Origin of the sequence: Marivirga sp. (assembly GCF_024636815.1) — a bacterium.
GTDB lineage: Bacteria > Bacteroidota > Bacteroidia > Cytophagales > Cyclobacteriaceae > Marivirga.
The window spans coordinates 39,040-55,726 of record NZ_JAGXGF010000163.1; the positions used below are offsets into that span (position 1 = coordinate 39,040).

The window sequence follows — 16,687 nt, forward strand, 5'->3', positions numbered from 1 at the left end:
TATTTTATATCTTATTTTATTGTCACCCCGATTAGTCGGGGCAGGCTATGTAATCTTTGATTAAAAAATAATCTTCGGTAGATCTAATATTAGAAGCTTAATTTTTAATGTCGATTTCATTATTTCAATCTAAAATTTAATGATAAGCCTGCGTGCATATTCCTATATGGACTACTTTGAATACTTGGTTTTATGTTTAAACTCAAATCTTCATTAATATTAAATTCTCTTAAATGAGCATCCACTGTTGCGTCCACTATGTTTAAAACATAAAATAAGCCAGAAAGGATTATCCAATAATCTCTATCTCTTTTATATCTTTGTAGCTGCCGATCAGTCCTATCCTCATTAAAACCTAAATTTATAAAATCCTGTATTTTAGAATTATTAGCATCATTTCCATCTGCGAGATTTATAAATACATTTCTAAAGAGTAAATAATTTTGATGGTTTTGCTTGATTTGTGATGCTGCTAAAACCCCCAAAGCATAAACAATCGGAATTTTCCAGTATTTTTCGTTGTAAAACTGGCCCATTCCCGGAACTATAGCAGAATATAATGCGGCTAATCTTGGAGAATGTGATGTGTCTTCTGATTGGAATGTTTCAATCTCCTCATTGTCATTACCCAGTCTCAAAAAGGTGGAATCTGTTGGTTGGATTTCCTGCCCATTTGAAACGAGGTTAAATGATATTAAAATGATAAGAGTTAAAAAAATGCGCATTTTATAATTCAACTGAAAGGATATCTAAAATTCTATTTAAATCGTCCTTCGATAAAAACGGAATCTTTATTTCTCCTTTATTATTTTTGTCTATTTTCATTCCAATTTTTGTGCCAAAATGTGAAGAAAGCTTACTTTGTACCTGCTTAGCCTCATATGGCATCTCGGTTTTAGTTGGTTTTTCCTTTTCATTAGAATCCCCACTAGTCAATTCTCTCACTAATGCTTCAACTTTCCTTACAGATAAGTCATCCTTTAGGATCCTTTTGAAAACGTCCAATTGCTTATCCACACTATCAATATTGATAATAGCACGCGCATGTCCCATGCTGATTCTTTTATCTCGAATAGCTAATTGAATATCGGGTGGAAGCTTTAATAATCTTAAGTAATTATTGACGGTGGTTCTGTTTTTACCTACTCGGTCACCTAATTGCTCTTGCTTTAAATCACATTCAGTCAATAATCTTTGATAACTAAGCGCAATTTCAATAGAGTTAAGATTTTCTCTTTGGATGTTCTCAATCAATGCCATTTCAAGCATTTGCTGGTCATCCGCCATCCTGATATAAGCTGGAATGGACTTAAGGCCGGCTAATTTTGAAGCCTGAGTCCTTCTTTCACCTGAGATAAGTTGATAACTATCTTTGCTGAGCTTTCGAACCGTGATAGGCTGAATTATACCTTGAACTTTAATCGAATCTGCTAATTCTTCTAAAGCTTGTTTATCAAAGTCAGTTCGAGGTTGAAATGGATTCACCTCTATTTGTTCTAATGGAATTTCGTTTATAGAAGCCCCAGTAGAAATGTCTGTGATATCTCTATTTTCTTTGCTAGAAGATGATTTTTGATCTGTATTAGAATCTTCTAAAAGAGCGCTTAAGCCTCTTCCTAATGCTTTTCTCGGTTTCTTCGCCATCCGCTATTTTCCTAATCCGTTATTGTTAATAATTTCTTTTGCTAAATTTAAATAGCTAATTGCTCCTTTGCTTTCAGCATCGTGGGCAATAGCCGGGAGTCCAAAACTTGGAGACTCACTCAATTTAATATTTCTTGGAATCAAGGTTTCAAATACCATTTTACTAAAATGCTGTTTTACTTCATCTACAACCTGATTTGAAAGGTTTAATCGCACATCGTACATGGTTAATAAAATCCCCTCAATTTCCAAATCTTTATTCAAACGAGTTTGGATAATCTTAATTGTATTAAGCAATTTCCCTAAACCTTCTAATGCAAAATACTCGCATTGCACTGGTATGATAACTGAATCAGCTGCAGTAAGCGCATTAATTGTAATTAAACCTAAAGAAGGTGAACAATCTATAATAATGAAATCATATTTTTTACGCACTTTTTTAAGTGCATCACGCATTCTTTCTTCACGGTTTTTTATGTTCACCATTTCAACTTCAGCACCTACTAAATTGATATGGGAAGGTAAAATATGCAAGTAATCTAAGTCAGTTTCTACTATGATGTCCTGAGCATCAACCTCATCTACCATGCATTCATATATACTGCTTTCAATTTCTTTGGGATTGTAACCTATTCCTGATGTGGAATTGGCCTGTGGGTCGGCATCAACAATCAGTGTTTTATATTCTAAAGCAGCTAAACTTGCTGCAAGATTAATAGCTGATGTGGTTTTACCTACTCCTCCTTTTTGATTAGCAATTGCAATTACTTTACCCATATTTATTTAAATTTTAGCTTTAAAAAGTTCTTCGATAAACTGACTTTAAATTGCTTAGGATTGATTAATATTTTGAATAATCAATCAAGTATCTATTTCAGTTACCAAATATTTTAGCGAACCACAAAGATAAAATTTTAAATGAGAAATAGAATGGATTTTTAATTTGCTTTCCTTCGATTTAGATAAAATCCACATCTACATTAAGTGGGTACTTCATTAAATATTGTACTGCTTCTTCCATGGTAAGTCCTTCAAATAGCACTCTGTGCAATATTTCGGTTATGGGTGCTCGAACTTTAAAACTTTCAGCAATTTTTTTTGCAATCATTACGGTATTGACCCCTTCGGCAACTTCCTGCATATCGCCTAAAATACGCCCTAAACTTTCGCCTTCTGCTAATCTTCTTCCGACAGTAAAATTTCTACTTAAAGTAGAGTGGGAGGTAGCCATTAAATCACCTATTCCTGCCAATCCGATAAATGAGCGAACATCCCCACCTAAAGCTTTACCTAAGTAAATCATTTCTGCCATTCCACGGCTAATCAAGAGTGAACGAGCATTCTCGCCCAAGCCTAATCCTGACAAAGCACCAGATGCTATGGCTATGATGTTTTTCAAAACTCCGCAAAGTTCAATTCCTATTAAATCAGGATTTCCATAAACCTGAAATCGATCACTACGGAGTAATTGTTGGCCTATTTGGATTACTTCATTGAAGGGGCTGGCTACTACAGTAGCTGCAGGAAGTCCCTGAGCAATTTCTTTTGCTAAATTAGGCCCTGCAAGACAACCTACTCTTACCACAACGCTTTCGTCCATGATGACCTCACTCATAGTTTTGATATGGTGCCTTTCAAGAACTTCCATATTATCCAATGTTTTGCCAGCAGGTAGATTCAGATTTAAACCTTTAGTCCCATGAATTAGAATATGATAAGGATGAAGAAAAGGTGACAGGCTTTTCATCATATCTCTAAAATTGGCAGAGGGTACTACAGGAAAAATTATGTCACAAGTACTTGCTAATTGTTCTAAATCATCAATAGCTTTTATGTTTTGATGAATAGGGTAGTTGTTCCATTCTCTTTTTTTATTGATGCTCTCTAATGCTTCTGGATTTCTGGCATAGAGTAAAACTTCTGAATTTTCAGCCAAAAGATTAGCAACGGAAAGTCCGAAACTACCTGCACCAACAACACCTATAGGTTTATCAAATATGTTTTTCGAGGCCATATCCGTCTAATCTGTTTCTGTAAAAATATAATAGATTCATATCCATAGTAGTAATATCACCTTCTTCTGTTTTAATTAATGGTCTTTTGGAATGATACATTCCTAAATTTAACAAACCATGTTCAATGATATTATCTATATTATCATCCATGTGTTCGGCTTGAGACATTCTACCTTCTTTAATTCTATCCTCAATTTTATTTTTTATTCTCTGACAAGTAGTTTTAAATTCACTGTAGGGAATAACCAAGTCTTCCTCCGGTAATCTCAACAATGAAAATAAGTCAAGTTTCTTATTTTTCTTATTTATTATTTCAAAAGCAACAAATGCAATTAAATGGCTAGAAAATACACGAGCAATTATGCTATACTGCTTCACTATCTTTTTGGCAAGCATTCTAGTATATTCCGCTTCTCTTTGTTTATTGACTGTAATTTTATCTTGGAAAACGAAATAATCCTTTGGTTGAATTTCCCTGCCTGTAGAATCAAAACTTTTCCCTTCCTCATCCACCTTATTACCTAAAATATCCATAGCATCACCTATGGAGACGGATATATCTGAGCCTTTAGTGAAGAATTTAAATAGGAAAGTGATGATTTTATAAGAGGATGAAAACTCATCGTTTTCTACATAATAACGCTCTTGCCCCCGCTTTTCAAGGTATTGGCGAATTAGACTAGGAGCTTCCAAAACAAAGTGGTAATTCAAACTTACGGGGACTATAAATATCTTTTCCGCATCATTTCCATGTTCTTGATAATTTGCTCTTTGAGCTTCTATTGCTGTCCCTAGAAGACCCAGTTTAAGTTCTTTTTCGACTCTACCATCTCTTGAACGAGTGCCCCCCGGAAAAAATAGACTTTGGCATCCTTTTTTTAAAGCTAAGGCAGAATAAGATTTCAGCGTTTCCAGATAAATCATATTCTTTTTTCGCCTGTCTACTTTATAAGCACCCAAACTATTCATAAAATAGGATATGATGCTAATATTGAAAAGATTAAGTCCTGCACCATAAATTACAGGAGGCAAACCAAGTGTATAAATTACCCAACCAATTAAGATAGAATCCAAATTACTGGAATGAGTGGGCACAATCACCACGGTTCCTTTTTTAGCTAAGGTACGTAGCTTTTCAACCTCACCATTAATTTGAATTTTATCATTCATGGTGAGTTCACTACTCCAGAAACCACCTAGTTTTTTAATCCTTGCAGCATTTAATAATCTGTTAAAGCCAAAAGTGATCACCCCTCTTGCAAACCTGTAGTGGCTTGTATTGAAATTTCCGGCAATTTCCTCTGCGTAACGTTCAATTATACTGTGAAGAATTTTATTGGCTTTTTCTTCATCTTTAACTTTGTGTTGAGAAATTTCAAGTAGATCATTTTTTACTTTACTCCAAAATTCATGGTCATCATCAGGATCTACTTTCCAAGGGGTCTGTCTAATTCTGGCCTTTTCCTTATATAAAGTGGTTTCTAGCTCTTCTATTAGGGCTGTTTTATTTCTAGTATTGCTTTTGATGCGCCCGTAAGCTTCCTCTATTACTTCTTTTATAAATTCCTTTTTATTACGGCTCAATTGTACCACAGGCCACTCTCGAGGCCCTGGTAAAATTGGTTCATATTTTCGTTTGCTTCTGTAACGCTTTAGCTTCATATCAACTTAGGATAATGCTTGCTTTAAATCTTGAATTAAATCCTCAATATCTTCAACTCCTACACTTAATCGGATTAAAGAATCAGTGAGCCCCACTTTATCGCGGTCTGCTTTTGGCACACTGGAGTGAGTCATAGTTGCAGGGTGTCCACTTAAGGATTCAACTCCACCTAAAGATTCCGCTAAAATAAATAATTCAAATTTCTTTAAGATTTTTGTAGCAGCTTCTTGCGTATTTTCTTTTAAACTAAATGAAATCATCCCTCCAAAATCATGCATTTGCCTACTTGCTATTTCGTGGTTAGGATGTGATTTAAATCCTGGCCAAAAAACCTTTTCTACTTTTGGATGTGATTTTAAGAAATTAGCTACTCCAGATGCGTTCTCACAATGTCTTTGCATTCTGAGGTGTAATGTTTTAATTCCTCGAAGAACTAGAAAACAATCTTGTGGACCTGGCACTGCTCCACTAGCTTTTTGAATAAATGCTATTTTTTCAGATAGTTTTCTATTGCTAGTAGCCAATGCTCCCATTACAACATCTGAATGTCCGGCTATATATTTTGTTATAGAATGCATCACCATGTCAGCACCTAAATCGAGTGGGTTTTGCAAATAGGGAGTAGAGAAAGTATTATCTACACATAATAAGATATTGTGTTTTTTTGTGATTTTTGAAACTGCTTCAATATCAATGATATTCATCATCGGATTGGTAGGAGTTTCTACCCAAACTAACTTCGTTTTATTTGTAATATGCTTCTCGATATTGGAAGCTTCGGACATATTGATGAAATGGAAGTGTATCCCAAAATCTTGAAAGATTTCAGTAAACATTCTATAAGTACCTCCATAAAGGTCATTTGTACTGATTACTTCATCACCTGGTTTTAATGTTTTAATAACCGCATCTATAGCGGCAAGGCCTGAAGCAAAGCAGTGGCTGTAATCTGCATTTTCTAAAGCTGCAATGCTTTTTTCCAACGCTTTACGAGTAGGGTTTTGAGAACGGCTGTATTCATAGCCTTTATGCTCACCTGGTGATGATTGAGCATAAGTTGATGTCTGATAGATAGGAGTCATAATAGCCCCTGTTGCTGAGTCGGGTTCAACTCCTGCGTGGATAGCTTTAGTACCAAATCTATATTTATCAGACATACTCATAAGTTTCTTTTTTAAATTTTATATTTAAAATTTATTTTGGATTTGAGGGTGGGAAAAAATTTTTCAATTTCTCTGACACCTGGCTTTTTTCTTGGTATTCTGGAGATAACGAGGGCTGTCCGGGGAAGTTTTCCATATGCAGCGTTTGCGTAGGGAAAGCAAAATTGATTCCGAGTTGCTTGGCTAACTTCATTATACTTAACAATAATTCTTCTTTGTATTTTAATTCCTCTCCCCAGGTAGGTACATCCAGAAAAACATAAAACATGATGTCTAAAGAATAAGCAGACATATTATTAAAATAGATATGATAAAAATCTTTCCAGGTTTTCGGGTGTTCCTCTATAATCTTTTTTAAGCCATCGGTAAAGGCTTCTATTAAGTGTGTTGGAGTGTCGTAAGTAATGGTGATAGTAGTATAAAATCTCCTATATTTCCTTAAACCGTGATTGTCTACTGCCATATCAGCTAATTTTCCATTAGGAACTGTAATCAGGGAGTTTCTGAAAGTTCTCACCCTAGTAGAACGGAAACCAACTTCCTCAACAGTTCCATCGATATCGCCTGCAGTTACCCAATCTCCTATTTGGAAAGGCTTATCAAATAGAATCATCAGTGAGCCAAAGAAATTCTTAATGGTGTCTTGTGCTGCTAAAGCAAATGCTAAACCACCAATTGAAATACCAGCAAGGAGGGCTGTAATATCGAATCTCAAATTGTTAAGGATGTAAAGAAAACCAATAATTATGACGAAGATTTTCAATACTCTTTTGAGAATTGGGACAATCTGATCGTCCATTGTAGTTTCTGTTTGGGCTGCTTTTTTTAGCATATATTCACCCAGAATATCTACAATTTTATAAACCATTATAGTTCCAAAAAGCGGTAATAGAGCATTTAGGATAAGAATGAAATAATGATTGAATGAAATAGGTAATTGGAGTACAGGAACCAGAATAATTAAAATCCCTACAATAATTAGTAGACTAAATGGTTTTGCCACGGGCAAAATGTAATCATGAGCAATATTGCCATAGCCTCTATTTTTTAGGAATTGATAAAAAACCCAATCAAAAAACCAGCTTAGTATTTTATGAATTAATACGCAGATTAAAATAAGGATTAATATGCTGATATATTGCCAGGCATGTAATCCTAAAATTTTTTGAGTGCCCATTTTAGGCAGGATGTTCATTAATTTATGAGTACCGAAAGGATAAACTTGCCTATGTAGTTCGGTTGTTTTGTTGATCGTTTTTTTACTAAAATACCATTTATCATTACTCTTTTCGAGATAGATTTGAGGAAATTCAATTTCTGATAAATAGTATCTTTTCAGGTTAGAGGAGTCGGTGTAGTTAGGATTTTCCGGAATCTCGTCAATATCAATTAAAACACCCGCTCCATCTAAAACTTGCTTAAGTTGAGTGATAATTAACTCTCCATCTTTACCTTTAATATATTCTGGATTAAGTGTTTTTGCAGCGATTTCAGGATGAAAATCGTCTTCCTGCAGGTTTTGTAGAAAGGTATTGACGGTCGCTTTTGGAGATGCTAAGCTATTGGGAGGTAATGTTTTAGTATCCTCATTTTGGCTAAATGCACTATTGGCAAAGAATATAAATAGTATTAAAAAGTATCTCATTCTTAAATATTGAATTTTAGAATACTGAAGGTGTTTTCATGACATTTATAGACATGTACTTCATTGGTTTTATTGTAATAAATCATAGCGATCTGGCCTAAGCTTTCAATAGGTTGCTGATTTATCAATTTCCCTTCATTGGTGTAAAGATAAGTAAAGGCTTGCTTTTTATCAGTTATAGCAATGATTTCCTTATTAGGAGTCAGTTCATAATATTGAATTTCCATTTCATCCTGGTTGATGTAATCTTTTTCAAACATCATTTCACCGCTTGGTTTTAATAAGCTGACTCTACTTAAGTCCTGTCTAGCAAGTATGTAGCCTCTTTCAGATGCATTTTTAACAATTTTAAACAGAGTCTCTTTATTTGGCATATATAGCTGTTCTTTTTCCTTAATCTTGCCTGTGAAACTTATTTTAACCAATGCTCCACCATTAGTAATGGTTACTAAGTAACTGGTTTCGAAGCTGTTTCCTATTTCAAAGAATAAGTTATTAGATAATCTATCATTAATGTTGATGGGGAAATTTGGCTTCATTTCCCCGTTTCTGCTCATGACTTTAACAGTTCCATTTTCTTGAAGTACCACCATGAAATCCTTACTTCTAATTCTAATATGCTCAGGCATGGCGGCAATTTTATCTCGCATTTTTAATGGGTCCCAATCTCCAAGAATATCACCATATTTACTAGTTAAGAATATGTCACCATTTTCTTTTGCGATTAACAAGCGATAGGTTTTGCTCTTATCATAATCGATTACATTAAAATATTGGTTTTCAATGTTTTGATCACCATAAGTTTTTGGGAAATACTCTAACGAAATACCATTTCGATCTAAAAGGAATACTTTTTCAGTGGTGGCAAAAGCATATTGCAGTTTATTGTTTTGATAGTAATCTATTTGGAAAACATCACCTACTATTGGCGCTTCGAGTGGTTCTGTCCAAATCACATCACCATTGGTTGATATTAAATGAAGGTTATAAGCCGAATCCTGCACTAAAGTTTCAAATAAGCCTGTATTATGGTTTTTCACGACATAAGGCTTGCTTATAATAGGTGCTTCTATTTCAACTTGCATCACTTCATCGAAATATTTCATTTCGTTATTTACCTTATTGTCAGAATGCAAGACTTCAATATTACTATAATAACGATCATCTTCATGGCTAAATTGAAATGCCAGCATATCGAAATTCTTAATAGGATATTCATTTTCCTTAAAGCTATTCCTCCATTTATCATTAAGGCTATTAAGGATTAATGACCAGGCTTGAGGTATGTTTATAAAAATATTAAGATTGGATTCTTGAAGTGTAGATTCTAAAAATTGGTTTTCTTTAATAGATTTCCCCCAGGTATTCTCAGTTTCTATATCAAGAATTAATTCTTTTAGTGACTGAATATCATTGCTAATTACCAATACATCATCTAAGATAATGAAAAACGAATGTGAAAAGCCTTTAAAGTTTTTGCCTAGTAAATAATAAGGAAAGTCTTTAATCACCAATTCCCTAATTTCCTTCTCTGCATAAAACTCATAATATAATGTGTCTTGTTTAAGCTGTGCAGCTTCTTCAGCTAGTTTGTTGAATTTATTCAAGCCTTCATTTTTATCTGTCATTTTGATGAAAATGAGCTTTTTATTTTCCTCTGAACTTTGATTAGTATTTAGTACAGCTTGAGCATTTTCTCCAGCCATAAATTGGTAGAATTCCCTGAAATCAGTATCATACTGCTCTGCAATCCGATTTCTTTTTTGTCCGAATTCATTATCCAATTTATCCCAAAATTTAAATTTCTCATCCTGAAAAGCTTTAGCATTATCAAATCTCTCGTGGAGGACAATGGCTGTTTTTGAAGGGAAATAATTTCCTAAGGTAACATCTCCCCCAATTTGCTTACTGTAAGTATTAAGGTAGCTGATAGAATCATGTGGAAAAGTAAAGCCATTGAGGTATAAATCATCTCCATCTAAAAATAAATCAAGAAATGCTCCTTCAGAGAATTGAGAAAGAATGCTGAAAAGAGTAGATTGATTAGACTTGGTGAATGTTTTTACTATTTTATCTAGTCTATTGAAATTAATATAAAGGTTTCCTAGATCATCTTGAAAATTGGCGATTTTAAAGACTTCTTTTATGCTTTCCTTAAAATTATCTTCGTCTTTTTCCAGATTTCTGATAACATCCTCAACCAAAACCGGGGAAAAGCTCCCCACAAAATTTCCTCTTAAGAGTACGTAGCTAAATCTTTTTTCAGAATTTTTACTTTTTAATTCGTAGATGGTGTTATTGTTATAAACCCTTTCAGATTTTTCGAAATTATCAAATTTGGATTCTATTTTCTTGATTATCTCTATCTGTTCAGTATTTTTTAATGTTTGATAGAATACAAAATCAAAATCATCATTAGCGATTACTGACATTCCTATCAGTAGATGATTATTCCTAAAAACATCATCAAGCATCCCGCTATTTCCTGATAAGCTATCTAAAGCTTCAAAATTATCTTTTAATGAGGAGAAATAATCAATATTTTGCAGGTCCTGCCAGATAGGGTTTTCTTGAATGCTGTTCCAGGAACTGACTAAGTTTTTGTTTTCATAAACCAAGAATGTGTTTTCTGGCACTAAGGACCATGCATCTAAGCTTTTTTGTTTATCCCAATAGTAATAGATTCCGTATCCGCTTGCTAAAATTAAGATGAACAGAAATAGTATAATGAAGATTCTTCTCAAAGGTATTTTGAATTTTTATGTTACTATGCAAATATAGGATTATTAATGACTCTGGATGAATTTTAAGCTTAAATAAATTGATACTAATTAACTACCAATTTCACACCAAAATCACTTCAATTCCCTTAGCTTCTAAAGTGCTGATGAATTGCTTAGAAGCACTTTTATTGGTAATTATTTGATCTACATCTTCTAAGTCACATATTTTACCAAATCCTTTTTTGCCAAACTTACTGGCATCAGCCAAAACAATGGTTTTTTGTACTGATTCGATCATTTTAGCATTTAAATGTGCTTCCATCATATTAGATGTGGTAAATCCATGTTCCAGGCTTATGCCATCCACACTTAAATACAATTTACTGCAAGCAAAACTTTGCATCATTTCTTCTGCATAATGACCTACTACTGAAGAACTGCCTTTTCTCACTACGCCCCCAAGTTGTACTATTTCTATATCCTTGCAGTCTAATAATGCCATGGTTACATTCATCGCAGAGGTCAATACGGTTAGATGTGAATTCCGTGGAATAGCTTGTGCAAATGCTCCAACTGTGGTCCCTGAACCAATAATAATGGCTTCATGCATTTTTAAAGATTCAATTGCGGCTTTCGCAATCGCTTGTTTCTCTTCAACATTTACTAACTCTTTTTCATCAACAGGCTTTTCGTTTACGTAAGGAGAAACTAAAGTAGCACTTCCATGGGAGCGATAAAGTAAACCTTTATCCTCTAGTAATTTTAAATCTTTTCTTATTGTCACCTTAGTGACTTCAAGTGCGTTACTTAACTCACTAACACTTACAAAACCTTCTTGCTGAAGTTGGTCTAATATGAATTTATGTCTTTCTGCAATTGTCATACGATTCAAAAATATAATTAAAAGTCATAAAAAGAAACTAAAGATAAATAAAAGAAAGATAAAACAATCAAAATACTTATTAATACTTTTGATGTGTTTCTTTTAGTGTTATATTTGAGCAAAACGAAACAAAATGTATAGAAAAGAAAACATAAAGCAAATCTCGGAATCTGATAAAGTTTGGGATATTGCGGTGATAGGAGGAGGGTCTTCTGGACTTGGTGTTGCTTTAGATGCTGTTTCAAGAGGATTAAGTGTGGCTTTGTTTGAAAAATCTGATTTTGCGAAGGGAACGAGTAGTAGAAGTACGAAACTAGTCCATGGAGGAGTTCGGTATTTAGCACAAGGAGATGTTTTCTTGGTTTTTGAAGCTTTAAAAGAAAGAGGAAGATTATTGCGAAATGCTCCTCATTTAGCACATAATCAATCTTTTGTAATTCCTATTTATACTTTTTTTGATAGAATAAAATATACTATTGGCTTAAAGATGTATGACTGGATGGCTGGAAAATTGAGTTTGGGGAAATCTAGTTTTATTTCCAAATCAAAAACAATTGAACGCTTACCCACTATCAAGCAAGAAGGATTAAAAGGAGGGGTGATATATCACGATGGACAATTTGATGATGCCCGACTGGCATTAAATATTGCACAAACCTGCGATGAGAAAGGAGTGGCCATTTTAAATTATTTTAAAGTAAATCAGCTCAATAAGGACGACAAGGGAAAGATTACCGGACTTTCTGTAAAAGACCAGTTTTCAAAAAACAATTACGATATCAGAGCAAAAATGGTAGTGAATGCTACAGGAGTTTTTGCAGATAAAATTTTACAATTGGACAATCCTGATGCAAAGAAAATGATTCGCCCAAGCCAGGGAATTCATTTGGTATTGGACCGCTCTTTTTTATCAGGAGAGGATGCGTTAATGATACCCGAAACCAGTGATGGAAGAGTTTTATTCGCTGTGCCTTGGCATGATAAAATCGTTGTGGGCACTACCGATACGATGCGAAAGAAACCAAAGTTGGAGCCAGCAGCATTAGAAAAAGAAATTGATTTTGTGTTAGCCACTGCCCAAGAATACCTGACCAAAAAACCCCAGAGAAGCGATGTACTTTCTGTTTATGCGGGTTTAAGACCATTGGCAGCTCCAACAGATGAAAGTGAAAAGACAAAAGAGATTTCCCGTAGCCATAAAGTCATTGTATCTGACAGCAATTTAATAACACTTACAGGCGGGAAGTGGACTACTTTCCGTAAAATGGGAGAGGATACAGTGGAATATTTTACTAAAATAACGGGTGAAAAGCTAAATGATAGCACTTCAGCTGATATTAAGATTCAGGCTTATTCTAATGATGAGCCAATCGATTACTTAGGAGTTTACGGATCCGATAGGAAAGCAATTAAAACATTACAAGAGGAAAATCCTGAGTGGAATGCGCCTTTACATCCTAAATATCCATATACTCAAGCGGAAGTAATTTTTGCTTGTAGAAATGAAATGGCCATGAAAGTGGAGGATGTATTGGCCAGAAGAATTAGAATACTCTTCCTGGATGCCCAAGCAAGTATAGATATGGCGCCTAAGGTTGCAGAGTTAATGGCGAAGGAATTCGGAAAAGAAGAAGCATGGATTGATAAGCAATTGAAAGATTTTAATAAATTGGCAATGCGTTATTTGATTTCTTCTTAAATAGAGGGTATTAGGCGATTTTTATGTAGTAATTGTGGATTTTCATCAATAGTGACACCCCCCCTTCGCCCCCCTCAAGGGAGGATACGCAAGGAATGACATTTGTTTTATTATTTCTTTTTTCAGTTTTTATAGTTAAAGGAGTGATAAAAATTGTTATTAACTGCTGAAAAAAATCTGTGAGAAATATGTCCCTTGAGGATCATAGGGGTGTTACTTGAGGGGACTTTAGGAGTGTTGTTAGACTAGGATGAAATTTTAATATGTAGCTTTAAAAATAAGATTGACAGTATAAATTAATTATGTTCAAATAGTCAAAATATCTGCTTTATGGGAATATTTAAAGTGATGCTTTTTGAATTAATAACGGCTATTTTTTCACATTAAACCTCGATAAACTATGGAAAAATCTCAATATATATTATCCCTCGACCAGGGAACAACAAGTTCAAGAGCAATTCTATTTAATGAAAAGGCCGAAATAGTAGCGGTTGCCCAAAAAGAATTTGAACAGTTTTTCCCTCAATCAGGATGGGTGGAACATGATGCAAATGAAATTTGGACCTCTCAGGCTTCGGTTGCCACTGAAGCCATCACGAAAGCCAATATTACGCCTACTCAAATTGCTGGAATAGGGATCACTAATCAAAGAGAAACTACCATAGTTTGGGATAGAAAAACTGGAAAGCCTATTCATAAAGCAATCGTCTGGCAAGACAGGCGTACTGCTAATTATTGTAATGAATTGAAAAAGAAAGGATTGTCCGAAAAGATCAATGATAAAACAGGATTAATCATTGATGCCTATTTTTCTGCCACTAAGATTAAATGGATTTTAGATAATGTTGAAGGAGCAAGGGCAAAAGCCGAAAATGGAGATTTATGTTTCGGTACAGTGGACTGTTGGTTAGTATATAAATTGACTTCTGGTAAGCATCATTATACAGACATTACGAATGCTAGTCGAACCATGATTTTCAATATTCATGAAAAAAAATGGGATCAGGAATTATTAGACTTATTTGAGATTCCTGAGTCTATGCTACCAGAAGTAAAGTCAAGCAGTGAAGTTTATTGCACTACTGCTGGCGATTTATTCTCTCATAAAATTCCAATTGCTGGAATTGCTGGAGACCAACAGGCAGCGCTTTTCGGGCAGCTCTGCTCTGAAAAAGGTATGGCAAAAACCACTTATGGGACAGGTTGTTTTTTGGTGATGAATACTGGAGATGAACCCGTGAAATCCAACAATAAATTATTGACCACCATAGCTTGGCAAATAGGAGACAAAGTGCAATACGCATTAGAAGGCAGTGTTTTCATAGGAGGAGCAGCCATTCAATGGCTAAGAGATGGATTAGAACTTTTCCGTAAGGCAAGTGAATCAGAAGCATTGGCTACTTCTATAAAAGGTAATGAGGGCGTCTATTTTGTCCCGGCATTGACAGGATTAGGTGCTCCACACTGGAATCAAGACGCGAGGGGAGCATTCTTTGGTATAACCAGAGGAACAAATAAAGCGCATATGGCTAGAGCAGCACTGGAAGCTATAGCTTATCAAGTAAATGATGTGTTAGCAGCCATGGAAAAAGATGCAGGTCACAAAACCCAGGAAATGAGGGTAGATGGGGGAGCCTCACAAAATAATTTTCTAATGCAATTCCAATCTGATTTGGTAGATTGTACGATTACACGACCGAAAATCACGGAGACCACTGCAGTTGGGGCTGCTTTTTTAGCAGGTCTGGCAGTGGGTTATTGGAAAGATATGGATGCTTTGCAATCTTTATGGGAAGCCGATCAATCTTATAATCCAGAAATGGATAAAGAGGAAGTGAAAAAATTATTGCATTTTTGGCATAAGGCTGTTGACCGCAGTCAGGATTGGTTAGAATCATAAAAACAGATGAACTATTTTGTAGCAGAATTTTTAGGCACTTTTTTATTAATATTGATGGGCTCCGGAGTGGTAGCCAATGTGGTTTTACCCAAAACTAAGGGAGCACAATCCGGTTGGATCGTAATAACTACTGCTTGGGCTTTCGGGGTTTTTATAGCCGTAGTAGTCGCAGGTCCTCATAGCGGGGCTCATATCAACCCAGCGGTTAGTTTGGCCTTGGCCATTACAGGTGATTTTGATTGGAACTTGTTATGGATTTATATTCCAGCACAAATATTAGGAGCAGCATTTGGTTCTTTTTGTGCATGGTTAATTTACCAAAGACATTTTGAAGCTACGGATGATAAGGGATTGTTATTTGCACCTTTTGCGACAGCACCAGCCATTAGAGATGTGAAAACCAATTTCATTTCTGAGTTTATCGGAACTTTCATCCTAATCATTGTTATTTTATTTTCAACTCCGCCTCAACTGATGGATGCAAATGGCACTCCCATTGGTTTGGGAGATTTAGGTGCTTTGCCGGTGGCTATTTTAGTCTGGGTAATCGGTTTGGCTTTGGGCGGAACAACGGGCTATGCTATAAACCCTGCTCGTGATTTAGGGCCAAGAATAATGCATCAAATTCTACCGATTAAAGGAAAAGGAAGTAGTGATTGGGCTTATAGCTGGATTCCAATTGTTGGTCCATTAAGCGGAGCAGCCTTTGCAGCATTTATTTACATTATTTTAAATAGAGCCTATTAGGCTAATATTTGAGAAATTGTAGTGGATATTGGGAAATAAGTACCAAATGATAAATTTAAATATATTAAAACTCAATTCTTTAAATGGATAAGAAAATCTCACATTTCAAAACTTCAGATAATTTATCATTAGAAGTTCAAGAATATATACAATCTGTTAATCCTGAGAAGATTGTTCTGATAGTTCATGGTCATGGCGAGCATGCGGGAAGATTCCAAAAGGTAGCAGAATATTTTAATGAAAAAGGAATAGGTGTTTATGCTTTAACCTTAAGAGGTCATGGAAACTCAGAAGGTAAAAAAGGACATGCACCTGACATGGAACAACTATTGACCGATATCGAATATTTTATTCGATTTGTCAGGGTAGATTATTTAAATGCTGATTTATATCTCTATGGACATAGCATGGGAGGAAATATAGTCTTGAATTATTTAGCTAATGATCAGTCAAATGAAATTACTGCTGGAATAGCTACCTCTCCCTGGTTAAGATTGGCTTTTGAACCACCACAATGGAAAGTGAATTTAGGGAATTGGGTAGCAGATGTTATTCCAGGATTAATTCAATCTACAGGATTAAAAGCGGAAGATATTTCCAGCATA

General features: G+C 34.9%; 13 protein-coding genes. 4 read left to right on the top strand and 9 right to left on the bottom strand.

What is annotated here, in order from left to right:
- Positions 1–119: 119 nt before the first annotated feature.
- From Q0L29_RS12045 to Q0L29_RS12085, 9 genes are all read right to left on the bottom strand, one after another.
- On the bottom strand, positions 120–725 hold the full coding sequence (locus Q0L29_RS12045) for a DUF5683 domain-containing protein (protein ID WP_296621971.1): 606 nt from the start codon (positions 723–725) through the stop codon (positions 120–122).
- A gap of 1 nt (position 726) precedes the next feature.
- Positions 727–1,644 (bottom strand): ParB/RepB/Spo0J family partition protein, encoded by a 918-nt coding sequence (locus Q0L29_RS12050; RefSeq protein ID WP_296621972.1) that lies wholly within the window; start codon positions 1,642–1,644, stop codon positions 727–729.
- A 3-nt stretch (positions 1,645–1,647) separates the two neighbouring features.
- Complete coding sequence (locus tag Q0L29_RS12055) at positions 1,648–2,421, bottom strand: ParA family protein (RefSeq protein ID WP_013455864.1); 774 nt, start codon at positions 2,419–2,421, stop codon at positions 1,648–1,650.
- Between the two features lie 181 nt (positions 2,422–2,602).
- A complete protein-coding gene (locus tag Q0L29_RS12060; protein ID WP_296621977.1) occupies positions 2,603–3,658 on the bottom strand; it encodes an NAD(P)H-dependent glycerol-3-phosphate dehydrogenase in 1,056 nt (351 codons plus the stop codon).
- On the bottom strand, positions 3,636–5,321 hold the full coding sequence (locus Q0L29_RS12065; RefSeq protein WP_296621979.1) for a 1-acyl-sn-glycerol-3-phosphate acyltransferase: 1,686 nt from the start codon (positions 5,319–5,321) through the stop codon (positions 3,636–3,638). The genes Q0L29_RS12060 and Q0L29_RS12065 overlap by 23 nt, the downstream gene beginning before the upstream one ends.
- Before the next feature lie 6 nt (positions 5,322–5,327).
- On the bottom strand, positions 5,328–6,485 hold the full coding sequence (locus Q0L29_RS12070) for a cystathionine gamma-synthase (protein WP_296621981.1): 1,158 nt from the start codon (positions 6,483–6,485) through the stop codon (positions 5,328–5,330).
- Positions 6,486–6,516: 31 nt separating this feature from the next.
- On the bottom strand, positions 6,517–8,130 hold the full coding sequence (locus Q0L29_RS12075) for a mechanosensitive ion channel family protein (RefSeq protein WP_296621983.1): 1,614 nt from the start codon (positions 8,128–8,130) through the stop codon (positions 6,517–6,519).
- Between the two features lie 2 nt (positions 8,131–8,132).
- Positions 8,133–10,874, bottom strand: a complete 2,742-nt coding sequence (locus Q0L29_RS12080) for a hypothetical protein (protein WP_296621986.1) — start codon at positions 10,872–10,874, stop codon at positions 8,133–8,135.
- A 100-nt stretch (positions 10,875–10,974) separates the two neighbouring features.
- A complete protein-coding gene (locus Q0L29_RS12085; protein WP_296621987.1) occupies positions 10,975–11,736 on the bottom strand; it encodes a DeoR/GlpR family DNA-binding transcription regulator in 762 nt (253 codons plus the stop codon).
- Positions 11,737–11,869: 133 nt separating this feature from the next.
- Between Q0L29_RS12085 and Q0L29_RS12090 the strand changes: the two genes are divergently transcribed.
- From Q0L29_RS12090 to Q0L29_RS12105, 4 genes are all read left to right on the top strand, one after another.
- Positions 11,870–13,435, top strand: coding sequence for a glycerol-3-phosphate dehydrogenase/oxidase (locus Q0L29_RS12090; protein ID WP_296621990.1), 1,566 nt, complete (start codon positions 11,870–11,872; stop codon positions 13,433–13,435).
- A 400-nt stretch (positions 13,436–13,835) separates the two neighbouring features.
- Complete coding sequence (glpK, locus tag Q0L29_RS12095; RefSeq protein ID WP_296621994.1) at positions 13,836–15,335, top strand: glycerol kinase GlpK; 1,500 nt, start codon at positions 13,836–13,838, stop codon at positions 15,333–15,335.
- Between the two features lie 6 nt (positions 15,336–15,341).
- A complete protein-coding gene (locus tag Q0L29_RS12100; RefSeq protein WP_296621996.1) occupies positions 15,342–16,082 on the top strand; it encodes an MIP/aquaporin family protein in 741 nt (246 codons plus the stop codon).
- An 83-nt stretch (positions 16,083–16,165) separates the two neighbouring features.
- Positions 16,166–16,687 (top strand): alpha/beta fold hydrolase (locus tag Q0L29_RS12105; RefSeq protein WP_296621998.1); only part of this gene is annotated, 522 nt, incomplete at its 3' end.